Source organism: Streptomyces sp. NPDC004721, from assembly GCF_053601495.1.
The window spans coordinates 26,604-50,128 of the sequence record NZ_JBSGBZ010000056.1 but is presented as its reverse complement, the minus strand read 5'-3'; the positions used below and the strand labels follow the sequence as shown (position 1 = coordinate 50,128).

The 23,525-nt window shown below is 67.5% G+C and carries 15 protein-coding genes and 3 pseudogenes; 8 read left to right on the top strand and 10 right to left on the bottom strand.

What is annotated here, in order from left to right; all coding sequences use genetic code 11:
- Positions 1–358 precede the first annotated feature (358 nt).
- Positions 359–1,088 (top strand): annotated as a pseudogene (locus ACWEK3_RS34360) (IS110 family transposase); the annotation flags it as partial.
- Here ACWEK3_RS34360 and ACWEK3_RS34355 read toward each other — a convergent pair.
- Positions 977–1,369 (bottom strand): hypothetical protein, encoded by a 393-nt coding sequence (locus ACWEK3_RS34355; RefSeq protein ID WP_453251457.1) that lies wholly within the window; start codon positions 1,367–1,369, stop codon positions 977–979. The pseudogene ACWEK3_RS34360 and the gene ACWEK3_RS34355 sit on opposite strands and share 112 nt — an antisense overlap.
- Before the next feature lie 194 nt (positions 1,370–1,563).
- On the opposite strand from ACWEK3_RS34355, the gene ACWEK3_RS34350 reads away from it, so the two are divergent.
- Positions 1,564–2,355 carry a class I SAM-dependent methyltransferase gene (locus ACWEK3_RS34350; protein WP_453251454.1) on the top strand — a complete coding sequence of 264 codons (792 nt, stop codon included), beginning with the start codon at positions 1,564–1,566 and terminating at the stop codon, positions 2,353–2,355.
- A 250-nt stretch (positions 2,356–2,605) separates the two neighbouring features.
- A pseudogene (locus ACWEK3_RS34345) lies at positions 2,606–2,875 on the top strand (outer membrane protein assembly factor BamB family protein); the annotation flags it as partial.
- A gap of 47 nt (positions 2,876–2,922) precedes the next feature.
- Here the strand turns inward: ACWEK3_RS34345 and ACWEK3_RS34340 are convergent.
- The 7 genes from ACWEK3_RS34340 to ACWEK3_RS34310 all read right to left on the bottom strand — a co-directional run bounded on the left by ACWEK3_RS34340 (position 2,923) and on the right by ACWEK3_RS34310 (position 16,945).
- Positions 2,923–3,075 (bottom strand): hypothetical protein, encoded by a 153-nt coding sequence (locus tag ACWEK3_RS34340; RefSeq protein WP_453251453.1) that lies wholly within the window; start codon positions 3,073–3,075, stop codon positions 2,923–2,925.
- A gap of 162 nt (positions 3,076–3,237) precedes the next feature.
- Positions 3,238–7,758 (bottom strand): glycosyl hydrolase family 95 catalytic domain-containing protein, encoded by a 4,521-nt coding sequence (locus ACWEK3_RS34335; protein ID WP_453251452.1) that lies wholly within the window; start codon positions 7,756–7,758, stop codon positions 3,238–3,240.
- 619 nt (positions 7,759–8,377) lie between these two features.
- A complete protein-coding gene (locus ACWEK3_RS34330) occupies positions 8,378–10,249 on the bottom strand; it encodes an alpha-L-fucosidase (RefSeq protein ID WP_453251451.1) in 1,872 nt (623 codons plus the stop codon).
- Positions 10,246–11,670, bottom strand: a complete 1,425-nt coding sequence (locus ACWEK3_RS34325; RefSeq protein ID WP_453251450.1) for a glycoside hydrolase family 28 protein — start codon at positions 11,668–11,670, stop codon at positions 10,246–10,248. The genes ACWEK3_RS34330 and ACWEK3_RS34325 overlap by 4 nt, the downstream gene beginning before the upstream one ends.
- The gene (locus ACWEK3_RS34320) at positions 11,667–13,088 is read right to left on the bottom strand and encodes a glycoside hydrolase family 28 protein (protein WP_450539455.1); all 1,422 of its coding nucleotides are present in this window, start codon (positions 13,086–13,088) and stop codon (positions 11,667–11,669) included. The genes ACWEK3_RS34325 and ACWEK3_RS34320 overlap by 4 nt, the downstream gene beginning before the upstream one ends.
- A gap of 446 nt (positions 13,089–13,534) precedes the next feature.
- Entirely contained in the window at positions 13,535–15,688 is a 2,154-nt protein-coding gene (locus tag ACWEK3_RS34315) for an alpha-galactosidase (protein WP_450539453.1), read from the bottom strand.
- 33 nt (positions 15,689–15,721) lie between these two features.
- Positions 15,722–16,945, bottom strand: coding sequence for an ROK family transcriptional regulator (locus ACWEK3_RS34310; protein WP_453251449.1), 1,224 nt, complete (start codon positions 16,943–16,945; stop codon positions 15,722–15,724).
- Positions 16,946–17,074: 129 nt separating this feature from the next.
- Between ACWEK3_RS34310 and ACWEK3_RS34305 the strand changes: the two genes are divergently transcribed.
- The 3 genes from ACWEK3_RS34305 (at position 17,075) to ACWEK3_RS34295 (ending at position 20,171) form a co-directional block, all read left to right on the top strand.
- Positions 17,075–18,358 carry an ABC transporter substrate-binding protein gene (locus tag ACWEK3_RS34305; protein ID WP_450539450.1) on the top strand — a complete coding sequence of 428 codons (1,284 nt, stop codon included), beginning with the start codon at positions 17,075–17,077 and terminating at the stop codon, positions 18,356–18,358.
- Positions 18,359–18,537: 179 nt separating this feature from the next.
- Positions 18,538–19,347 carry a carbohydrate ABC transporter permease gene (locus ACWEK3_RS34300; protein ID WP_376548720.1) on the top strand — a complete coding sequence of 270 codons (810 nt, stop codon included), beginning with the start codon at positions 18,538–18,540 and terminating at the stop codon, positions 19,345–19,347.
- Positions 19,344–20,171 carry a carbohydrate ABC transporter permease gene (locus tag ACWEK3_RS34295; RefSeq protein WP_365425938.1) on the top strand — a complete coding sequence of 276 codons (828 nt, stop codon included), beginning with the start codon at positions 19,344–19,346 and terminating at the stop codon, positions 20,169–20,171. Before ACWEK3_RS34300 ends, ACWEK3_RS34295 begins: the two co-directional genes overlap by 4 nt.
- A gap of 225 nt (positions 20,172–20,396) precedes the next feature.
- On the opposite strand, the pseudogene ACWEK3_RS34290 reads toward ACWEK3_RS34295, so the two are convergent.
- Positions 20,397–20,798 (bottom strand): annotated as a pseudogene (locus ACWEK3_RS34290) (transposase); the annotation flags it as partial.
- A 341-nt stretch (positions 20,799–21,139) separates the two neighbouring features.
- Here ACWEK3_RS34290 and ACWEK3_RS34285 point away from each other — a divergent pair.
- Entirely contained in the window at positions 21,140–21,832 is a 693-nt protein-coding gene (locus ACWEK3_RS34285) for a FadR/GntR family transcriptional regulator (RefSeq protein ID WP_450539448.1), read from the top strand.
- A gap of 96 nt (positions 21,833–21,928) precedes the next feature.
- Here the strand turns inward: ACWEK3_RS34285 and ACWEK3_RS34280 are convergent, their stop codons facing one another.
- Complete coding sequence (locus ACWEK3_RS34280; RefSeq protein WP_450539446.1) at positions 21,929–22,177, bottom strand: hypothetical protein; 249 nt, start codon at positions 22,175–22,177, stop codon at positions 21,929–21,931.
- Between the two features lie 496 nt (positions 22,178–22,673).
- On the opposite strand from ACWEK3_RS34280, the gene ACWEK3_RS34275 reads away from it, so the two are divergent.
- Entirely contained in the window at positions 22,674–23,525 is an 852-nt protein-coding gene (locus tag ACWEK3_RS34275; protein WP_453251448.1) for a fumarylacetoacetate hydrolase family protein, read from the top strand.

The following is a 23,525-nucleotide window of genomic DNA, read 5'->3' as shown; positions in this document are numbered from 1 at the left end:
GCTCCCGGACGACCTATCGCCCGACCGTGACCCCAGAGGAGAGCACCCATGTGAATACGTTCACGGGTACCACCTCCTCGTTCTCTCGCACGGCCCCCAGAAGGCTAGCAGACCAGAGGGATCAATCTTCCCTACGTTCTTCTTCGGGAGCGGGCGAGCCCTTCGTATGGTTGGCCCACCCAGGGGCGTCGGGTGTGGCTTTCAATCTTCTGCCACTCGTGGCTGGCATCGATTGGCCGCCCGGCGTCCCACGACGACTCGGCTGCCAATTAGGAATTGCGAATGATCGCTCCGTAGGGAATCGACAGCGAGGTCGTCCGTCGGGAGCCACCAGAAGCACACCGCACGGAGGCACCACATGGCCGCGATCTGGGCCGGCATCGACGCAGGAAAAGCCCACCACCACTGCGTCGCGATCGACGAGAGCGGCCGTCGGCTGCTGTCCCGACGCGTCGCCAACGACGAACCTGAACTGCTTCAACTCCTCACCGACGTCCTGGCCCTGGGCGACGAGGTGACCTGGGGCATCGCCCTGGCCGACGGCGGAGCCGCCCTGGCCATCGCCATCCTGCTCAACCACGACCAGCCGGTGCACTACATCTCCGGCCGGGCTATCCACCGGGCCTCCGAGAGCTACCGCGGCGAAGGCAAGACCGACGCCAAAGACGCCGCCGTCATCGCCGACCAGGTCCGCATCCGGCGTGACCTGCACCCTTACGGACCGGTGACGAGACCGCCACCGAGCTCAAGATCCTCACCGGCCGCCGCATGGACCTGGTCGCTGACCGCACCCGCACCGTCAACCGGCTCCGAGCCCAACTCACCGGCTTCTTCCCCTGCCTGGAGCGGGCCCTGGACCTCACCAACACCGGTCCACTCACCCTGCTGACCGGCTACCAGACTCCTGCCGCCCTTCGCCAGCTCGGCGCCAAACGGCTGGAGACCTGGCTCCGCAATCGCAAGGTCGCAGCGCCGATCAGCTCGCCGAGACAGCCGTCCAGGCCGCCGATCGCCAGCACACCAGCCTGCCCGGGGAGAAGCTGACCGCGCAGCTGGTGCACACGCTGGCAGACGAGCGCGGGGCTTTGGCCGCGAGCAGAGCGATCACCTCGTCGCACCAGCGGCGGATCGTGGTGGCGGAGATGTCGTTGCCGCCGGCCAGGTCGGCGGCGCGCTGGTCGTGGCGCAGCACCGCCAGCACAAGCACCGCGATCTGGTCGGCGGAGCGGGACCGCCAGCGGGAGCCGATCGCCTTCAAGTGGGCGCGCAGCAGGTCAGCGACGTAGTTCACGGTGTTCGTGGACAGCGGCAGGCGGCACTGGTAGACAAGGGATCCGGCACCCTCGGAGGGTTTGTTGGTATTCGTCACACAATCCCAACCGCCACCGAGGGTGCCTCCTCACGACCCAGCGCTTACGCACCCGCTGCGCGACCACCTGGCGAGCCCGTGGGCACCTTTGACGCCCGCTAATTTCGTTGAGCCCGCACCTGTGATCGTGTTGGCTATCGGCATCGAACTGTCAGTACCGCTGGTGTCCGCTTGGCTGTAGCAGGGAGTTAAACGTGCAGGACATTGTCGTCGACCCCGGTGTCCATAATCGGGCAGCCTGGGACAAGTATGTCCAGGAGGGCAACGAGTGGACGAGGCCGGTGAGTGCTGAGGATGTCGAGCGCGCCCGCATGGGCGACTGGTCGATTGTTCTCATCGGGCGTGAGCCAGTCGACCGCTCCTGGCTGCCGACGGACCTGACCGGCAAGGACGTGTTGTGCCTGGCCTCCGGCGGTGGCCAGCAGGGTCCGATCCTCGCCGCCGCAGGGGCGCGGGTCACCGTGTTCGACAACTCGCCCCGCCAGCTCGGCCAGGACCAGATGGTGGCGGCGCGCGACGGACTTGAGCTGCGCACCGTCCTGGGTGACATGCGCGACCTCAGCGCCTTCGGCAGCGCAGCATTCGACGTTGTGTTCCACCCGGTCTCGAACGTATTTGTACCCGACTTGGCACCGGTGTGGCGTGAGTGCTTCCGCGTCCTGCGACCGGGCGGAACTCTGCTCGTGGGCTTCCTCAACCCTGATGTGTACTTGTTCGACCACGAGGCCCTCGACGAGCTCGGCGAGCTGGTCGTCGTGCACAAGCTGCCTTACAGCGATGTCACGCAGTACTCCGCCGAGGAACGCGCCACGAAGTTCGGCGCGGATGCCCCTCTTGAATATAGTCACACCCTCACCGACCAGATCGGCGGGCAACTCGCCGCGGGGTTCGTCCTCACCGGCTTCGCAGAAGCACCGCACCAATCCAACGCATCCGCCCAATACATGTCGAACTATTTTGCGACGCTGGCGGTAAAGCCAGGCTGACCCAGCCGCGGCGCTGGCCGAGACGGCCGTGAACAACCAAATGCCATTCGGAGATTGGCCACTGGTTTATTCGATGTGGCCAATCTCCGACTGGCCAAGTGGAGCGCTGTGCCGGCCGACCCCCACTAACTTCGCTGACCCGCTAACGTCAAACGATCGAGACCACAGACAACCGCCCACGACCAGCACGAGCACCCGAGACCCCCGCCATGCCAGCACCCTGCCCAGCCAATTCAGGATGGTGGATCTTCAGTGGTCGCGGCAGACTAGCGTGGAGGGTGCGTCGGGTCCCGTTGCGGGAGCCGACGCGCTGTATTTCAGCTCGGCCACCGGCCGGGTGGTCGCGCTGTCGCCGTACGATGGCAAACCCCTGTGGACAACAGACCCGCAGGCCGATGGTTTGACGGGCGAGCAGGGCGCAAGCCCGCGCGTGAGCGTTGCGGGGCGTGCGGTGATCGTAGCCGCGGCCAAGAACACTCTCTTCGCCTTCGACGCGCAGAAGCCGCCGAAGTCGGGCTGACCCGGGCGGCACCGGACGTCGGCCGCTTTCCTTGCCGTGCGGACACCTCAGCGGCGCACTCGGTCGCCTACGCAGCCGGCGACGAGGTGTCCTTCCACCTTCCACAGACCCACCTGGATGAGGTCGATGTCGAGGCTCATCTCAGACAGCCAGACCACGGAGCGGCTGACCCGCTTGGGGGAGTCGGCAGCGATGATCACTTGCCGGGGGCTGTAGCAGCTCCGGGCTCCACTCCCCGTCCACGTGGTCGAGCAGGCGCTGCTTGCACACGTCGATCCCGCCGTACGGCCTGGTCGTCACGGGGCCAGCGCATGAAGAAACGGCACTTTCCCCGGAGGGACAGTGCCGTTTCGTCAGTTACTTCAGCTCGCCGGGGTCGTGGTGACCGTGACCTGGCGGTCGTTGGCCGCGTACAGCTCCATCGAGGCCACGTTCGCGTGCGAGGTGCTCGTGCCCAGCCAGCGGTAGTACCGGTAGGCCGTGTTGTTGTTGAGCGCCTTCACGTACCAGGACGACGAGTTCGCCGTGGCCGGGCTGTCGTCGATCGTGACAAGGTCGACGAAGCCGTCACTATCCGACGTGTTCGAGCCCTGGAGCTTCGCCCCCGCGATCCGGGCCGCGTTCGTGCCCGAGCGCGGCAGGAACCGGAGCACGTTGACGGGCGTCGGGCTGCCGAAGTCCCAGCCCACGTATGGCGTTGTCGAGCTGTGGTCGTAGAACGTGCCCGGATTGTCGTCGAAAGCGTTCCGCGGCGGGTACGAACCCCCGCTCGTCGAGCCGAACGCAGTGCCGTTGCCGTTGTCGTTCAGGCTCAGGTTGCGCAGCGGTGCCGGTACGTCGGTGAAGGTCACCGTGACCACCACGTCCGCGGCATCCGGGGCCTTCGCCGTCACCTGGTAGGCGCCGTTGCCCGTCACCATCAGCAGGCCGCCGCTCGGGTCGATGGTCGCGTCCGGCGCGGCCGACCCGTCGGCCGCAGTCACCGTCCACGTCCGCCCGGTCCCGGCGACCAGCTGGACCAGGTGCCCGCCGCGCACTGTCACAGCGCTCACGCCGGACAGGTCGGCCTTTGGTACGTCCGAAACGTCCCCGGATTTCACGGCAGACGCTGCCGACGCCAGCGCGGCGTAGGCAGCATCCACGTCCGCCTGGGTCGCCTGCGTGTCGTCGTTGACCTTCCGGGCCGCGGCCAGCGCCGCCTGCAGATCATCCCACGCCTTCGGGGTCGCGAAGTCGTCTGCGGTCAGCTTCGACGCGTTGGCGATTGCCGCGACCAGATCGGTCTTGTCCGGCAGTGTGATTGCGAGGGCCGGGTCGATCGCCTTGATGGCTTCGTTCAGCGCGATGGCCGCGAAGTACGCGGTGTCCTTGCTGATGTTCACCGCCGAATAGCCGGAGTAGCGCGCCTTCACGCCCAAGGCGTTGATGTACGCCATCTGGAGGCGTTCCTGCTGTCCTTCCCAGTCCCGGTTGGTCGAGACCCGCTTGAAGCCGCCACCTCCGGTGGTGTCGCCCGAATACGCCGAGACCTTCTTCGCCGCGGCGAGCACCGAGGCCAACGGGCTGTACTTGCTGAAGTCAGCTCCCGGTGAGGTCACCTTCACGGTGGTCGTGACCGGCGGCAGGCTCGGGTTGGCCATGCTGGTACCGGTGATCGTCACCGTGCCCGCCCCGCGCGCGATCACGAGCCCGTTCTTGTCGACCATCGCCACGTTCTGGTCGCTCGACCGCCAGGCGATCCGCCGGTCGTAGGCGTTGGCCGGGGACACCGAAGCCGTGAGCTGCAGCCGGTTCGTGCCGGTCACCTTGCCGGTGCTGGCACTGGTGGACGCCGGCCCGTAGATCGTCGCTTCCGACGGGCTGAGCAGTTGCAGTCCGGTCGGGACCGTGGACACGTCGGCGACCTTGATGTTGATCGTCTGGCTTACCCCGTTATCTGACAAGCCGCCTTGTTCGACGCTGCGCGCGGTGATCGTCGCGTTCGCGACCTTGCCGCCGCCGGTGCCGACCGCCTGGATCGTCGCCGTGTTCCCGGCCCCGGTCACCTTCACGACCTGGTTGTTCGAGGACTTCCACTCCACCGTGTCGCCGGGCTTGCCGCCCTCGAGCGTGGCCGTGACGGTGCCGGTGCCCGCGGGGGCGTTGCGGTTCTTGCTGTCGTAGACCAGCGTCGTCGAGTACTTGGACAGCGAGATGCCGGTGACGGTGTGGGTCTGGTCGGTGGTGTCGACCATGACCATGTACCGCCTGCCCTGCTTGGTGTTGAACACGAGCTTGCCGCCCTGCACGTCGTAGTCGACGCGCTCGCCCAGCGTGTTGTCGGCGTTGACCATCTGGATGACCGGGCGGCCGCTGGCCCACGGGTCGACCAGCGCGATCTTCCCGTCCCGCTTGCTGGTCACGTCCACATAGGACACCGAGCGCTTGTCCGCGTCGAACGCGCTCGACACCTCGACGTTGCCCTTCGCACCCAGCCGCTCGTAGCTCACCGACTGGGTCCGGTCCCAGTTCGGGAACACCGACAGGGTGGTCAGGAGGTCCGGCGTGGTGCTGCTCTGCAGCAGCATCGCGTTGACGCCCTCCATCGCGCCGACGGTCTCGACCGCGCCACCGCTGCCGTAGTAGGTCAGGTTGCTGGTGCGTACCTTGGCCTTGAGCGCGGTCTTGAACTTCGCCAGCAGGTCCGCGGCCGGCCAGCCCGCGTGCGCCGCGATCGGGAACACCTTGGGGAAGCCGTTGTTCTGGCTGCTCCAGCCGGCGAACCCGGTGGCCGCCCAGGAGTTCATGTACTCGAGCGTGTTCCGGACCTTGCCGAGCAGTTCCGGGTCGCCGTCGAGTTGCTGCGCGTTCTCGAAGGGGAACACCACGCCCTCGAGTTCGACCGGTTGGTCGCCCGGCTCGATCATGTCGACGTGCGCCTGGTTCGGCGACTGGTAGTCCGTGGCCATCAGCGTCGGGACGAAGTTGTCGTTGTTGTTCGCGGAGAATATGCCCTTGGGCAGCCCGGCTTCCGGGAACGCCGTGTGGTCTGCCAGGTCCTTCCATCGAGCGATGGTGGCCGAGGCTTCGCCCATTTCCTTGGCGTGCGCGGACAGGAACTTCGACAGGTACTTGATCGCACCGATGTCGAGGTCAGGGTTGATGTCGGCGGCGTCGCCCTCGTGGATCGACGAGCCGATCACCGAGTAGTGGTACTGCCCGTTCCCGTCGTCCTGCTTCAGGACGTAGGAGCTGTAGAAGTCGAGCAGCTGCTTGAGGTGCGGATAGAGCAGCTTCCGCAGGTACTGATCGTCCAATGTGTATTCATAGTAGGAGAGCATGTTGATCGCGGCGAAGAAGCCGTTCGACTTCTGGTCCGTGGACCCCGAGCTGAACCCGTAGACCGGCACGGGTGCCTTCGGGTTCAGTGCCGGCTGGTCGCTCGCCAGCAGGTGGAACGGGGACAGTGTCCGGACGTGCACCGCGCCGTCATGTCCCTGTGCGGCGGCGTTGTTCTGCTGCCACGGCAGGTCGTAGGCGATGACCCGGTTGAACGGCACTTCGGTGTCAATGCGGTTGATCGAGCCCGACGCGTAGTACTGGGCCTGCTGGTTGTAGTTGAGGAAGTACCGGCCGCCCCAGCCGACGTTGTCGGCGGGGACCCACTCGCCGTACATCGAACCCGGCAGATTCTGCGGGTTCACCTTCCCGTTCGCGCTCGTCGGTCGGTTCGAGCTGCCGAGCACGTACAGCGATCCGTAGTAGTACTGGGCCACTTCGGGATCGGCGAACTGGACGTAGCTGCGGAGCCAGTAGTTCTTCCACCAGGCCTGATGCTCGGCCTTGAGCTGGTCGACGGCGCTCTGCGACGCATACGCGCGGACCCCGTCGACGGCGTCCTTCTGCACGTCCGAGACGCTCTTGATCTTGGTGTAGTTACCGCTGTTGCTGGTCAGGTAGGTCACCAGGGACGCGGTCGCGCCTGGCGCGACGGTGACGTTCCCGGACTCGCCCAGCGAGTTGTAGTACTTCTTCTTGTTGCTGTCGTAGTAGTCGTTCGCTTCGATTTCCTCGCGCGGGTTCGCGAGCGCGGCGCCGACGACGGTCGTCGCGGTCGCCATCCGGCTGCGATAGCCGCTCGTGTTGGTGGTGCTGCTGTCCCGCGTCGTCCAGAGGACGGGACTGGCCTGCGAGGAGTCCACTCCGCCGGTGTACGGGTAGGTGCTCTGTGCATCGGTCAGGTCGGTCGCGCTCGAGCTCGCGTACGCCATCGCCGGGACCCACTGCTTGGTCCTCAGCGTCACCGGCCCGGTTCCGTTGTTGCGGATCTCGGTGACGAAGACGTTCGCGGTGTCGGCGGTCCAGGAGTTCAGCCGGATCGGAGCGTCGGCACCGTGGTCGTCCTTGAGCTCCAGATCCGTGGTGACCTGGGCGTTGAGGATGTCCTGCTTCATCTTGAACGCGCTCGCCGCGTTGGTACCCGCCGCGGTCGTCGGCCAGACGTCCAGCCCGCCGCCGGAGAGGATTCCGTCGTTGTCCTTGACCGAGCTACCCTGCGCGTGCAGCTTGCCAAAGAAGTCGTTCTTGCCGAAGTAGTACTGCTGCGAAGTGTCGGACACGCCGGCAGCGACGGCACCGATGTCGCCGTTGCCCATGAGCTGGCCGGTCGTGTAGCTGCCCTTGTCGACGTCGCTGATCTTGAGCGGCGACGTCACCGAACCGGAGATACCGGACAGGATCTTCTGGAGCTTGGCCCAGTCGTCCTGGCCGAGATGGTCGAGTACCGCTTGCGGCACCTTGAAACCGTCGGCGTTGGATGGCCCGACGTCCGCGGCGAGCGCGGGAACGGCCGTGAGGGCTCCTACCATCGCGAACGCGGATATTACCGTTATATGACGTCTCACATCAGCTCTCCTTGGCCGTCAGGATTTCACGAGCGGCGGCCACCGATGTCAGGCCACGGGGCCGTAAGCCGAGAGTATGGAGAGAAGGTCCGATGTCTGTCAACGATTAGGACCCCAAAACGCGGGCAGTGGATCCTCCATGGCAGGGCGGCTCTGCCTATTGATCCGATGTGTGGTCGTGTGTCGGTCATAGACAAACCCGCGCCTCCTCGCGCCCGGGAACAGCACGGGCTCGGCTGCAACGGCCTACCGCCCACTGGACCTCACGCGCTGTGGTGGGGCGGCAGGACGGAAATCGACACCGGCGAGGGCAAGTTCTACCTCGCGAGTGTCCACGACGCGTTCCCTCGCCTGCCCTGAGCTACGCGATGGGCGAGAGGTACGATGCCGCGCCGGTCAGTGTCGCGTTTCAGATGGCGATCGCGACCAGCGGCGGCCAGGTGAACGGCGTCATCTTCCACACGGACCGCGGCAGCGGAATACACCTCAGAAGCGTTCCAGCAGTTGTGCGGCAGGTGGACGTGGCGCAGTCGATGAGATTCCCGCACTGAACCCGGCGATGACAGGAGACGCCGCCCGGCGGCGGATGCCGTCGGGCGGCGCCTGGGGACAGGCGGCCTCAGCTGTGGTTCTTCGGGTACATGAAGCCGACCTGGATCTCGTCGATCTGGAGTTTCTTGTAGAACTTGGACACTGTGGGCTCGGCCCAGGTGTCGGCGACGTCGAGCTTGAGGTAGCGGGTCTCCAGGGCCGAGCCGCCGAGGTCGATGAAGCGGACGCCTCGGGCGCTCTCCAGGACGCCTTCCTTCACCTGCCGCCAGTGGACGCCGTCATCGCTCGCGGAGACCGTGTAGTTCTTGATGCGTGCGGAGTCCTCCTTGCGGCCGAAGGTCTCCCGGTTGTGGGTCGGGGACCACTCGCGCTGGTTGATGCCGAGGTAGGCGGCCTTGCGTACCTCGCCGAGGTCCAGGGTGAAGGAGACGGGCAGCTTGCCCTTGTTGTCGGTGTAGGTGGTGAAGTCGCCGTCGGTCAGGGCCGGGTCGTCGGCTGTGACGGTGCCCGTGGGGTAGACGCCCTGACGGTGGCTGGTGGTCTCGACCTTGAAGACGGTGTCGTACGGGTCCCAGTCCTGGATCGACCTGATCGTGAGGGTGCCGTCGTGCTGGTCGAACGGGATCTTCTGGCCGGTGCGCAGGTCGGTGATCCCCTTGACGCGGTGGCCGTTGTCCCGGATCTTCACCTGGTCGCTCGTGGTGGGGCGGGTGGTGACGTGGACGTACTGGGTGGTGTCCGGGTGGGCCCGGCTGACGGTGACATAGCCGTACGCACCGTCGTTCCAGGCACCTGGCTGCATGCCGCCGTACATGAAGCCGCCGCCGTCCACGCCGTGCAGGGACTCCCAGATGGGCGGGAGGTAGTCCTTCATCAGGTCGATGAACTTCTCCTGCTGCGGTGGGAACCTCCCGTCGACCATGGCGGTGAAGTCCATCAGGGACCGGACGGAGTTGCCCGCGTTGGCGATGTACCGGTCGACGTTGAGGCCGGTGGTGACGGGCCGGTCCTTGCCGTCGTACCACCAGGAGCCGGAGTCCGGGACCTTGTAGCAGGACTCGGCGAGCCGCGGCATCGGGGTCCAGATCGCCGAGGGCTGGTCGTAGGCCGGGGTCATCCCGGTCTTCTGCTCGTGGGACACCATGTCCATGATCGGGGTGTCCTCGTTGTTGTTGCTGAGCGTCATGTCCGGACGCGTCTCGTAGATCTTCTCGTACAGGTTGTTCTGCAGCCAGTACTCGTTGTTGTTGTCGATCCAGAAGCCCGCGAGCTTCGGGTAGTTGTGCATGACCTCGAAGAAGTTCTCGTAGGAGAACTCACCGAAGCCGGGGCGGGTGGTGAGGTCGACGTCGCGGCCCTTGTAGGCGGAGTAGGCGGCCGAGTCGAGGGTCTCCATGCCCTGCTCGCCGTGCCACTTGGGGTCGTCGGTCATGTAGAGGATGGTCTTGAGGCCCTTGGCCTCGGCGGCGTCGATAAGCTCACCGAGAATGTCCCGCTTGGTGGAGCAGGAGCCGGGGATCTTCGACGGCCAGGGGCGGGCGTAGCCGAGGCGGGAGTGGAAGGTGGCGAGGACGATGTAGCTCGCCTTGATCTTCTTCGCCTCGTCGATCCAGTAGTCGGGGGTCCAGCCGCCGTCGGTGACTGCCTTCTCCCACGACTCGCACGTGTAGTGCTTGGGCTCGGTGAACATGCCCCAGTGCAGGAAGAGTCCTGCGGTGGCGTTGCGGAGCATGGTCTGCCGGGGCGGGTAGGCGGGCGCGGCGGCGGATTCGGGGGCCGCGGGGGCGGCGTCCTGGGCCTGGGCGACCGGGGTGGCGGTCAGGGCGAGTCCGGCGAGCAGGGAGAGCACGGCCGCCCACAGCACTCCGAGTCTGCGGCGGCCTCTGCGGGCTCCGGCACCGCTCACCTGATGCGATCCGGTGGGGGTGGTGCGATTCACGCGTTCACCTCTGTTCCGTTGACGAACACTTTCCTCAGGACCAGATCCGGGGCGGACCGAATGATGTTCGGGTTCGCCATGTTGGTGAAGTCGCAATGCTCGATGTGGATGCCGAGGAACGGGTCGGAATCCAGTCCCTCCAGGTTGATGGCGCGACGGGCGCCGTCATGGACCATGTGCTCCACGCGGACGTTGCGGATGACCGCTGGGCGGTCGCCGGTCTGGTTGGAGTAGCGGGTGGTCAGATAGATGCAGTCGCGGTCGATCTGCCGCCCTTGGAACCGGCGTACGTACACGCCGTCTATGGCGCCGCCCCGTTTCTTGTTGGTCTTCAGGAAGACGGGGTGGCGGGGGTTGTAACGGCCAGGAAAATCGAGGGGGTTGATCCGGCAGTCCTCGGCGAAGATGTCGTACGCCCCGCCGGACATCTCGCTGCCGACCGCGAGTCCGCCCCAGCGGCCGGAGAACACGCAGTTCTGGATGACGATGTTCCGGCTCGGTACGCCGACGCGCAGTCCGTCCTCGTCGCGCCCGGACTTCACGGCGATGGAGTCGTCCTCGGTGTGGAAGCGGCAGCCGGTGATGTGGACGTCGGTGCAGGATTCGGGGTCGCAGCCGTCGCTGTTGGCGATCCGGCCGATCACGTCGACGTCCTTGACCAGGACATTGCTGCACAGCACCGGGTGCAGGGTCCACATGGCGGGTTCGAGGAAGGTGACGCCCTCGATGAGGATGTTCCGGCAGCGGTAGAACTGCACCATGCTGGGGCGCAGGTAGTGGCCCTCGCCGAAGACGCGCTGGTCGACCGGGACGCCCTCCTCGCCCATGCGGCGCAGTTCGGCCTGATCGATGGGGGCGCCGCCGCCGGGGTCGCGCCAACTCTTCCAGGGTCCGGTCATGCCTTGTCCATCGAGGGTGCCGGTGCCGGTGATCGCGAGGTCGCGCTGGTCGAGCGCGTAGACGAAGGGCGAGTAGTTCCAGCACTCCGTGCCCTCCCAGCGGGTGAGCACGACGGGCAGGTAGTCGGCCGGGTCGGTGCTGAACAGGACAGTGCCGATGACGTGCAGGTCGACACCGCTGCGCAGATGGATCGCGCCGGTGAGGAAGCGGCCCTCGGGTACGTCGACATGGCCGCCGCCGGCCCGGTGGCAGGCGTCGATGGCGCGCCGGATCGCTTCCGTGTTCTTCGTGGTGCCGTCGCCCACGGCGCCGAAGTCGCGGATGTCGAAGCGGCGGCGGGGGAAGCGGGGCGGGCGGATGCGCGCAAGGATCCTCGGGACCTTCTCCCAGGGGTCGCGGGCGAGACCCCGAACGGTGCGATCGGCTGCGGCCAGGGCCTCCCCCGGCAGCAGCGGCGGGAGCACCGCGGCGGCCGTGAGGGCCCCGGCGGCCCGCAGCAGGGCGCGGCGCGTGGCGCTCATGACCGCACCTCGGCTCCATTGACGGTGACCCGGTCGAGTGTCAGGTCGTCCGTGAACGCGACGCTGTCCGGCTGGCGTACGCCGGTGAAGTCGCAGTCGGCCAGGTGGACTCCGCGCAGGTGGTCGGTCTCCAGGCCGACGAGTCCGAGGACCGAGCGGGCGCCGTCGAGCCGGGTGTCGCGCACGGTGATGTCGCTGACGGAGACGGGCAGGATGCCGCCCTCGCCGCCGTTGTAGTCCATCGTCACGTAGATGGCCTCCCGTTCGACGGCCTGTCCGGTGAAACGGCGGATGTGCACGCCCTCGACGTAACTGCCGCGTTTCTTGCTCGCCTTGATGTACAGCGGGTACTTCACGGGGTAACGGCCGGGGAACTCAGGCGAATTGATGACGCAGCGCTCGGCGAAGACGTTCCGCACCCCACCGGACATCTCGCTGCCGACGGTCAGGCCGCCCCAGCGGCCGGAGAACATGCAGTCCTGGACGACGATGTTCTCGCTGGGGACGCCGACCCGGTGGCCGTCCTCGTCGCGTCCCGATTTGACGGCGACGCAGTCGTCGTTGGTGTTGAAGCGGCAGCCCGTGATATGGACGTCGCGGCTGGCCTCGGGGTCGCAGCCGTCGGTGTTGTAGAGGCTGCTGTCGACGGTGATGCCGCGCACCGTCACGTTGGAGGAGAGCACCGGGTGCACCGTCCACATCGGCGGGTCGATCAGGGTGACGTCGCTGACCAGGACGTTCTGGCAGCGGTGGAACTGCACCATCTGGGGCCGCAGATAGTGGCCGGCGCCGAAGACCCGGTCCTCCACGGGGGTGCCCGAACTGCCCATCTTCCGCAGGAGCTTCTGGTCCGGGCTCTGCAGTCCGCTGGTGCGATACCAGCTTTCCCAAGGGCCGAGTCGGGCTTGTCCGTCGAGGATGCCGTCACCGGTGACGGCGACGTTCCGCTGTCCGGAGGCGTAGATGAACGGCGAGTAGTTCCAGCACTCGGTGCCCTCCCAGCGGGTGAGCACGGCGGGCAGGAAGTCGGCGGGGTCCGGACTGAAGGCGATCACAGCGCCCTCTGCCACATGGAGGTCCACGCCGCTGAGCAGCCGAATCGCTCCTGTCAGGTACCTGCCATCTTTAGCGACGACGTGGCCGCCGCCCGCGTGGTGCGCGGCCGTGACAGCGCGCCGGAAGGCATCGGTGCACAGGGTCGTCCCGTCGGCGACGGCGCCGTAGTCACGGACGTCGAACCAACGGCTCGGGAAGTGCGGCGGGTGGATACGGGCAAGGATGCGGGGGACCTGACGCCAGGGGTCGTCCCGGCCGACGGGCACGGCGTCGGGGGGCGCGGCGGCGCCGGCCCGGCCGGGCAGCGCCACCGCCATGGCGGCCGAGAGGCCGGCCGCCTTGAGAACCGTTCGTCTGGACAAAGGCGCGTACAACGACGGTCACCTTCCTTGGAACGTGTGGAGGGATGTCAGTGGGGGATGCGGTTTGTCTACGCGGCCCGGTCGTCCTTGCCGCGGGTCACCAACTGGGTCGGATTGACGAAGCACAGCGCGAGGCTCACCCCTTTTCATCGGATGAATTGCGGTCGGGCACTCCACAGACACAGAGAGCAGCGGCGAGCACAGCACCGCCGACGGCCCAGCACGACAGTGTTCGGACTGGGGCCGGATACCTGGGCTGTGGTGCGAACACGGCGGCTCCTGCGGACGTCGGCGGGGGCATTTCCGATACGTGAGACAGCGCTCCCTCGGTCCGTTTGCTCGAACAAGGTCCTGCGATACATCGGATCTGTCAAGGCGTTACAGCCAGACAGGATCACTCAATTCATGAATCACCAGGTCAGCGGGGAGCGTCTCGGATCGCCCGATCAGGCCGCGCGCACGTGGACCAGCGCCGCGCTCTGGGGTGCCCGCGCAGGACCCGGTAGCCCGAGTGCTCCCAGCGCCGCACCAGACGCCTGCATACCCGTAACCTCCCAGGTCACCGACGGGTCGGGCGGAGCCACAAGCGAGGCGTGGTAGCTCCGGTTCGGGTCGAGTCCCGGGATGCGGAGCCGCGGTGGCACGGACACGATCTCGTCGAGCTGGGCGTAGGAGAAGAGCGCCTCCGACCGGTCCCGAGCGACGACTCCATGCGCGAGCAGACCGTCGGCCAGCTCGACACGTGTCAGGCGGCCCGTGTGCAGGAGTGCGCGGTGGCGCTTGTAGAGGTCGATCCAGCACGCGAGGCGGTCCAGTTCGTCATTCGGCACCTTCGTGAGGTCCCACTGGATGCCGAACTGGCCGAAGAAGGCCGTGGCTGCGCGCAAGTCCAGGGTGCTGGTTCGGCCGCTCTGGTGGGAGATCGGCGCGGTGACGTGGGCGCCCAAGTACTCCAACGGGGCGAGCTGGGCGGTCCAGTGCTGGATCGGCTGGCGGGACAGCGGATCGGTGGCGTCGGAGGTCCAGGCGCTCTGGACCCGCTCAAGCACGTCCAGGTCGATTCTGCCGCCTCCCGAGGCGCAGCTCTCCCAGGAGATGGCGGGATGGCGGCGGGCCAGCTCGTCGAGGAGCTTGCGGAAGGCAAGGGTTTGCCGCCGTGACGCGGGCCGGCCGGAGCCGCGCGAGTCGCCGCCGTCGATCTGGTCACGGTTGTGGTCCCACTTGACGAAGTCGATCCGGTGCGCCGCAACCAGGCGGTCGAACGCGTCGAGCAGGTGCGCCCGGACTTCCTCGCGGCTGAGATCGAGCAGGTAGCAGTTGCGTTCCAACACGGGCGACCGGTCGCCCGTGCGCAGGATCCAGTCGGGGTGGGCGCGGTAGACCGCCGAGGTCGGGTTGACGGCCTCCGGCTCCCACCAGAGGCCGAATTCCATCCCTTTCTCGTGCACCCGGTCCACGAGCGGCGCCAGCCCGTCCGGCCACACCGCCGGGTCTGGGGTCCAGTCGCCCAGGCCGTCGTCGAGGGAGGTGCGGCCCGCGAACCACCCGTCGTCGAGCACGAAACGCTCGGCGCCCAGCCTGGCCGAGACGTCGACCAGTGCGGTCAGCGTGTCGAGGTCTTGGTCGAGGTAGACCGCCTCCCACGCGTTGAACATGACGGGTGCGGGCGGGGACGGATGGGCCGCGAGTGACCGGACGTACTGATGGGTGGCGTCCGCCAGGCCATCGAGCCCGCGCGCGGACGCGGCCACGTGCACCCAGGGCATGGTGTATGTCTCGCCCTCAGCGAGGACCAACTCGCCCGGGTGCAGCAACTCGCCGGCTCTGACGACGGCGACGCCGGAGCTGAGCTGCTCGACGGCATACCGGTGGTTGCCGCTCCAGGCGAGGTGGACGCCGAGCACCTCACCGTCGCCGTAGCCGAATCCAGGGGTACCGACCACGAGCAGACCGGTGCCGTCGAGGCTGCGCATGCCGCGGCGGTGCTCCCGGACCCACTGCCCGTCCGCGAGAGCACGGCGCTGGGGCTGCCGCTCGCGGGCCCATCGCCCGGTGAAGTCGAGGATCTCGCCCGCGCCGGTCGGAACGGGGATGACCACGTCGAGCGCGTCGACCACATAGGGACCGGCGCCAGTGTTGGTCAGCAGGTGCCGGAGACGGAGCCCTCCCCCCGGGACGGCTTCGGCCTCGAAGCGCAGTGCGAGTCCCGCTGCCTCGTCGGTGGCCTCGACCACGAGCGAGTCGCCGGCACACCCCACGGAGCCGGGACCGAACGCGGTGGACCAGTCGCTCCCGGGGCCCTCGGGGCCCACCCGGTGGCCGAGCAGCGCAGGCCGTCCCAGGTAGCCTCGCGCGTGCTCCGGGAGCACGCTGACCGGTGAGCCGATCAGCCAGGAGTTCCAGGCAGTGGTCTCGACCGAGGCCGGGATCGTCAGGGAGCGGACGTCCGTCGCCGCCAAGGAAAGGCCCACCCAGCCGATGTCGGGCAAGCCGTCCGCCCGCGGCAGCAGGACCATCGTCGTGGTCTCAGTCCCGCCGAGACCGGAGAGGGACACGGGGGCGGTGGGCGCGGGCACGGCGACGCGTCCGGGCTCGATCATTCGGTGACTCCTTGATGCGGTGAGGAGAGTGGATCATGCGGGCACGGCGAGCAGGCGCGCCTTGAGATCGTCGAGGGCCAGCCGGGCGGCGCCGAGGGCGACGGACTCGTCGCCGAGCAGGGACACGCGGAACTCCGGCAAGTTGAGGGAGGTCGCGGCCAAGTGCCGCTGGAACGGACTGGCCAGAACGTCCCCCGCGCGGGACAGACCGCCGCCGAGCACGACGAGGTCGGGGTCGACGGCGTGGACCAGGGTGGAGGCGCCCAGGGCGAGGGCCTTGGCGACGCGGTCGACGGTGCGCACCGCAGTGCGGTCGCCGTTCGCGGCCGCTTCGAAGAGCGCCCGGACGTCGTCGCCTGTGGACTCCTCGGCGGTCGAGCCCGCGAGCTTGCGGCTCTCGTGGTGGAGTTTCGCCATCGCGTCGGCCCACCCCAGGATCTTCATGGCGCCGACGGACGCCGCCAGGCCGTGCCGTCCGTTGTGGATCTGCCCGGCGATGACGATCGCGGCCCCGAGGCGGTGGCCGGCGTGCATGTAGATGAGGTCGCGTGCCTCGGTGGCGGCGCCCTGCCAGTGCTCGGCCACCGCCGCGAGGTGGATGTCGTTGGAGACCAGCACGTCGCGTTTGAAGCGCCCCGACACCTCCGAGACCACGTCGATCTCGTCGAAGCCGGGCAGCGAGTAGACGTCGAGGTCCTGGCCCGCAGGAATTGTGCGGATGTCCCTGACCTCCGAGCCGTTGGCCGCCACGCCGGTGATGCCACAGGCCACCGAGCGGATGTGTTCCCAGCTCGTCCCGGTCTGCCGGACGGTCGCCTCCATCAGACGCGCCGCGGCCCCGATGCGCCCAGCCGGTCTGAGGTCGGGATCGACGCTGCGCCTGCGCATGGCCACGACGTTCCCGCGCAGGTCGCAGATGACCACGGCCACCTTGTGGGCGCCGATGTCGACTCCGACGACAGCGAAGTTCTCGGCCACGACCTCGTACCGCCGGGCCGGCCGTCCTGCGGACCGCTCGCCGTTCGGACGCCCGGGCGCCTCACGGACGAAGCCCTGATCCAGCAGCGTCGCCAGCAGTTCCTCGGCGGTGGGGCGGGAGACTCCGACGATCGAACACACGTCGCGGACCGTCAGTGACGCGGTGTCGAGGAAGGCCCGCACTGCGGCTGCGAGGTTGAGCTTGCGCAGCAGGCCGGCATCGCCTGCACGGCCGGCGGGAGCCGCGGAGTACTGGGGTCCACTTGTGTCTTGACTCACAGCGCCACGCTATCTAGATTGACGCCGCAACGGCAATATTGCCAAGTAACTTACTTAACAAATCAAGGCAGAGCGACACCTCGGGACCGAGTGACATCCCTGGTGGGTTCGACCGGCAAGGAGGCCTCAATGGGTAAGCGGACCAACTGCGTCGCGATAGCCGCGGCACTAGGCCTGGTCGCACTGACAGGCTGTGCCGTCGGGGGTGGGAACACAGATGGGAACACAGCGGGCGGCGACGTGACGCTGGACCTGCTCACCTTCGAGACCCCCAACCTCACTGCCGCGTACTGGGACGACATCATCGCCAAGACCAGTGCCAAGGTGCCGGGGGTGAAGATCAAGAAGCTCGTCGCGCCCAGTGCCGAGCAGCGCAACGAGTACGCGCGCCAACTGGACTCGACCGGCGCACTGCCCGACATCATGGTCGCGATCGACCCTGCCGGACTGGCGGAGGCGGGCAAGCTCGCGCAGTTCAACCGGAAGGAACTGGCGGACTGGGTCACCCCGACCGCGAACAGCTTCGACGGCAAGATCTACCAACTGCCCACCAACACGCAGAGCTGGCAGATCTACTACCAGAAGGCGGCCTTCGAGAAGGCGGGCATCACCACTCCTCCGAAGACATGGAACGACCTGCTCGCCGCGGTCGGCAAGCTCAAGGCGTCGCGGATCCCGCCGTTCGTCATCGGCAGCGGTGCACCGGACGGCCTCGGCCCGCGGTGGACCTTCTCCCAACTGATGGCCACCGAGGTCTACGCCAAGGACCCGAAGTGGCTCGACAAGCTGGTCGCCGGGAAGACGGATTTCAGCGACCCCCTGTTCGTCGAAGCGGCGACCAAGATGAAGGCACTGGCGGGCAAGAAGAACGTCGACAACCTGTCGGCCACCTACGCACAGGCGCAGGACGCTTTCCTCGCGGGCAAGGGCGCGATGTACCCGATGGGTTCGTGGTTCGCGGCAGCCCCGGACAAGGCGCAGCAGAAGCAGATCGGGGTCTTCCCCATGCCCACGCAGGACGGCTCGCTCGTCGTGCCCGCGTTCACCGGCGGCGGACTGTCGGTGAGCGCCAAGGCCCACGATGTCGCGAAGGCCAAGCAGTGGGCCATCGAGTTCTCCAAGCTGAACGCCGACGGCGGGGCGCGGTACGACGGCTTGTTCATCGCACTCAAGGGCTACAAGCCGCCGGCCGGCCTGCCGCCGCTGTACAACGAGACCCTCGATCTCTACAAGAACGCGGAGTCCAACGGAACGGTGACGCCGAACTTTGGCGACGAGCACGGCATCCCGGCCCTGCCGTCGGGCTTCATGCCCGCGGTCGACGCCGGGCTGAACGATCTCCTCAACGGCCGCTCGGACGTGGGCAAGTTCGTCGCGACGCTGAACACCAAGTTCAAGGAGCTCTCGAAGTGACGCACGCCACGCGCGCCCGGACGGGGGTGGTTGCCGCCGGAGGAATCGCGCCGGCTGGTCAGCCCACTGCTGCCTCGTCCGGGCGCACGGGTGGGCCGAGCAGGTTCCGCACCTGGACGTGGCCGTCGGTGGGAGCCTTCGCCGTCTTCGTCCTGCCGACCCTCACGGTCTTCACCGCGATGGTCCTGGCTCCCATCCTGTGGACCCTCTACATCGGGATGACCGATGAGCGCGCCACCCGCTCGCACACCTCGTTCGTCGGCCTGGACAACTACGGTTACCTCCTCGGGGACGAGGGGTTCCGGCACTCCTTGTGGAACACCGTTGTGATCACAGTGATCGTGGTGCTGCTGACGAACCTGCTCGGTCTCGCAATCGCCCTGCTGCTGCGCCGACAGGGCCGGTTCTACAGCCTTCTCCGCAGCGTCTACTTCACACCAGTGATTCTCTCCGCCGTGGTGGTGTCGGTGATCGGGCGCTCGATCCTGGCCGACGACGGCCTGCTGAACAGCACGCTCGTCTCGATGGGGATCGAGAACCCGCCAGGCTGGCTCACGGATCCGTCGTACGCGATCTACTCCGTCTCCGGGATCATGGTCTGGCAGATGCTCGGCTTCGCCGTCGTGGTCTATCTCGCTGCGCTCGCGGGAATCCCCGCCGAGCTCGAGGAGGCGGCGAGCCTCGACGGCGCCGGCCCCTGGCAACAGTTCCGCGCCATCACCTGGCCGATGCTCGCGCCCGCGTTGACGATCAACACCGTGATGCTGATGATCAGCTCGTTCAAGGTCTACGACCAGATCGCCGTGCTCACCAACGGCGGCCCCGGCACGGGCGGCACGGCCACCGTCGCCTTCGACGTGATCCGCACCGCCTTCTCCGAGCAACGCCCAGGAATGGCGTCCGCGATGGCCGGGATCATGCTCGTCCTCGTCTCGGCCGCGAGCGTGACCGCGCTGAAGCTCCTGCAACGGAGAGAGGTGAACCTGTGAACCCCCGAACGCCGTGGGCGCGCCCGCTGCTGGCCACCGGCGTGGCCGCCGTCTTCTGCCTACCGCTCTATGTGGCGCTGGTCAACGTCTTCAAACCCAGCTCCGAGGTCGTCGCATCGCCGCTGGCGCTCCCGGTTCCGCCGACACTCGACAACCTCGAGCACGTGCTGACCCGGCCGGACGGGCTGTTCTGGTACGGCCTCGTCAACTCCATCATCCTGACCACAGCGTCGATCCTCATTACCACCGTGCTGGCCGCGATGTCGGCGTACCACCTCGTGCGGTCGGGCCGCTGGTGGAGCCGTGCCGTCCTCGGCGTCATGCTGGCCGGCCTGATGATCCCGCCCGCGGTCATCATGCTGCCGATCACGCGGATCCTCGACGCCATCGGGTTGATGCACACGATGCCGGGCGCCGTGCTGGTCAACGTCGGGTACTACCTGCCGTTCGCCGTGTTCGTCTTCATGGGCTTCATCCGCTCGATCCCGCGCGAGCTCGAAGAGGCCGCGGCGGTCGACGGTGCCGGGCGGTTCCGGACCTTCTGGCAGGTGGTCTTCCCACTCCTGCGGCCGGCCTCGGCCAGCGTGCTGATCTTCCTCGGGGTCTGGGTCTGGAACGACTTCCTCACACCGCTGCTCGTCCTGGGCCCGGGAGCCGGGAACACCGTGACGGTCGGGATATTCCGCTCCATCGGCCCCTACCAGCAGGACTTCGGCGCGGTGTTCGCCTTCATGCTGCTGGCCACACTGCCCGTACTGGCCTTCTACCTCGCGTTTCAGAAGCAGTTCGTACGCGGCCTGACCGGTGGCGCCACGAAGGGCTGAGCCGGTGGTCTGAATTCGGGATGTGGATATCGTGGGGTTCAGGAGGACGCTGTTGAACGCCTCGTTCACGGCGTTGACGCCCCTTATAGGCAAGCTGCTCCGGCGGGTTCTGGGCGGGCTTTGTTCCTCTGGTAGACCTCTCGGGCGAGATACCTTCAGACAGCGGATGATCTCCTGTTTCGTCTTGCCTTCGGCGGTGTGCCGGGCCACGTAGTCGATGGTCGGCTGGTGGAAGCGCATCTGGACAACGACGACCCCGCAGAGCGCGGAGTTCACCTGCTGGCGGCCGCCGCGGTTGAGCCGGTGGCGGTCGGTCCTGCCGGAGGAAGCCGGGACGGAGCAGACGCCGGCGAGCCCGGCGAACGCCGCCTGGGAGCGGATCCGTTCGGGATTACCGCCGACCACGACCAGTACCTCCGTCGCGGTGTCCGCACCGATCCCGAACGCGTCCACAAGGTTCGGTGCCTTCTGGCGGGTGAGCTCGCCGAGCAGCCGGTGGTGGCCTTTGTTCTCCTCGCCGAGGTCCAGCCAGCGGCGGGCCAGCGACCGCTGGGACCGCTTGGTCGAGGCCAGGACGATGGTGACCGAGCCGGGCCGCAGCTCCGCGCACCGCTCTATGAGGGCCATCTTCGGCAGGCACTGGAGTTGTTCGCGCAGCTCGTCCGGAACGGTGACGATCAGGGCCTTGAGGGTGACCCTGGCCTGGGTGCGGAACCTCACGGTCGTGTCCCGGGCGATCTTGGTGTGGCAGATCATCTCCACCGTGCCCTCAGCACACTTCGGGGTCGCGGTCGCGGTGCCGGCCACCACCGCCCGGGCGGCGCTCTCCGCGTCGATGGGGTCGGACTTGCCGCGCTGGCGTCGCACTCTGCGGTCGAGGCGGCCAGGCGGCGGGTCAGTTCACCTTCATTCACGACGTTCATTCATCCGATGTATAATCGCGGTCGCAGCATGAGGAGGTCACCACTGTGCCGGTCACCGACGAGGCGATCGAGAAGATCAAGGCGATGATCGTCGAGGGCGAGCTGCGCCCGGGGCAGCGACTGCCCAAGGAGGCCGAGCTGGCCGAGCGGCTGGGGCTGTCGCGCAACTCCCTGCGGGAGGCGGTCAAGGCGCTCTCGCTGATACGAGTGCTGGACGTGCGCCAGGGCGACGGGACGTACGTGACCAGCCTGGAGCCCGACCTGCTGCTGGACGCGCTCGGCTTCGTCGTCGACTTCCATCAGGACGACACGGTGCTGTACTTCCTCGAGGTCCGCCGGATCCTGGAGCCGGCCGCCGCGGCCATGGCGGCGGCAGTGATGCTGGACGAGGATGTCGCCGCGCTGGAGGAGGTGCTCGACCGTCTTCCGCGGGAGCCCTCGCTGGACGAACTCATTGCCAACGACCTCGAGTTCCACCGCCTCATCGCCTCCGGCTCCGGGAACCCGGTACTCTGCTCGCTGATCGACGGGATCTCCGGGCCTACCGCCCGGGCGCGGATCTGGCGCGGGCTGACCGAGGAGGGTGCGGTGCAGCGCACCCGTGACCAGCACCGGGCGATCTGCGAGGCCATCGCCGCCCGGAACCCCGAGCTGGCCCGGTCCTGGATGACGGTGCACGTCGGTGGCGTCGAACAGTGGCTGCACGGCACCCTCGGCGGGAGCACGTCCGCGTTCTGACGGCACGTCACTATTGCTGCTTCCCCGATTCCTGTCTCAGACCTTGCTGGTGTCGGCCCAGGGCTTCGGCAAAGTTGCCCGATGTCCGACTCGTGATCACGTGAGTCCGAGGAGGGTGAGCGGTCGGCGGACGTCGCGGGCGTTGTGTCGAAGGGCGGAAGCGATGCTGGTCTTACCGGCCATGAGGAGGGCGCCGATGGCGAGGTTGTGCCAGGTCGCCATGGCGCGGGGTGCGGCGCCTGTCCGCAGATGGAAGGCGTCTTCGGTGAAGGTCACGTCGCGGATGTGGTGGAGTGACTCGATCTTCCAGTGATCGCGATGAGCGAACCCCGCCAGGACGGTCACGGTGGCGTGGGTGGCCGCGATTCTGGAGGAGCGAAGCTTGATAGTGCTGATCCCTGTGGCTGGGACGGCCGTGCCCGCACCGAGGTGGGTTGGGGCCTAAGCGAAGGGCCGGCGCGGGGGAGGGGTGAGGATCCTCCCGGGAGGCTGGGCGGTCGTGGCGGTCCGTGGCAGAACCTGTAGCGGAGCACACTTTGCGCAGGCATCGGATGGCTTGCGGTATCGAGGGCCTTATGAGTCGGGAACTTGACCGACAAGAGGGGGCCTCGGGTGAATCTCAATGGTGATGTCCGGGTTCTCTATCTGTATCGCGAGGACTCGTTACCTCCATGTTGACCTGTGCATATGAGGGTTTCGAGAGCAAGGTTCCCGAAGAAAGATCGGAGGACTTCTTGCGGTGACGCGGCAGCCGCTCGTATGGTCAAGGCTCCGGAGAGTCCTCCGATGTATTGAAGGTGGCGGAGAGTCTGGACCTCCGGAGCGACGACGGGAGAAATACATGAAGCTGTTGCGGATCGGGGAGCCGGGAGCGGAGATGCCCGCAGTCCTCGGCGACGACGGCACCGCGTTCGCGCTCACCGGCTTGACCACCGACATCGACGGGCCGTTCCTCGCCTCCGGCGGAGTCGACCGGGTCAGGCAGGCGCTGGCCGAGGGATCGCTGCCGCGCGTGGAGGTGGCCGGCCGGCGGATCGGCGCTCCCGTCGCCCGCCCGGGCAAGGTGGTGTGCGTCGGTCTCAACTACCGTGACCACGCCGAGGAGACCGGCGCGGCCGTCCCCGAGCGGCCGGTGGTCTTCATGAAGGACCCCTCCACCGTCGTGGGCCCCCACGACCCGGTGCGGATCCCCCGCGACTCGGTCAAGACCGACTGGGAGGTGGAACTCGCCGTCGTCATCGGCGTCGAGGCCCGCTACCTGGCCGGCCCGGCCGAGGCGGCCGGTCACATCGTCGGCTACGCGATCAGCAACGACGTCTCCGAGCGGGAGTTCCAGCTGGAGTACTCCGCCCAGTGGGACCTCGGCAAGTCCTGCGAGACCTTCAACCCGCTGGGCCCCTGGCTGGTGACCCGCGACGAGGTGGGCGACCCGCAGGGAATCGGCCTGCGCCTGTCCGTCAACGGCGAGGTCCGCCAGGACAGCGACACCAAGAACATGATCTTCGACGTCGCGTACCTCGTCTGGTACCTGAGCCAGTACATGGTGCTGCGCCCCGGCGACGTCATCAACACCGGCACCCCGGCCGGCGTGGCCCTCGGCCTGCCAGGCACCCCGTATCTGCGCGCGGGGGATGTGGTCGAGCTGTCCATCGACGGGCTCGGCACCCAGCGCCAGACGCTCATCAACGCGTGA

Excerpts from the sequence above, each read along its gene's own strand:
- ACWEK3_RS34325 (WP_453251450.1), bottom strand. The coding sequence starts at position 11,670 with ATGAGCGCCACGCGCCGCGCCCTGCTGCGGGCCGCCGGGGCCCTCACG.
- ACWEK3_RS34315 (WP_450539453.1), bottom strand. The coding sequence starts at position 15,688 with ATGATCGAGCCCGGACGCGTCGCCGTGCCCGCGCCCACCGCCCCCGTG.
- ACWEK3_RS34305 (WP_450539450.1), top strand. The coding sequence starts at position 17,075 with ATGGGTAAGCGGACCAACTGCGTCGCGATAGCCGCGGCACTAGGCCTG.
- ACWEK3_RS34300 (WP_376548720.1), top strand. The coding sequence starts at position 18,538 with ATGGTCCTGGCTCCCATCCTGTGGACCCTCTACATCGGGATGACCGAT.
- ACWEK3_RS34275 (WP_453251448.1), top strand. The coding sequence starts at position 22,674 with ATGAAGCTGTTGCGGATCGGGGAGCCGGGAGCGGAGATGCCCGCAGTC.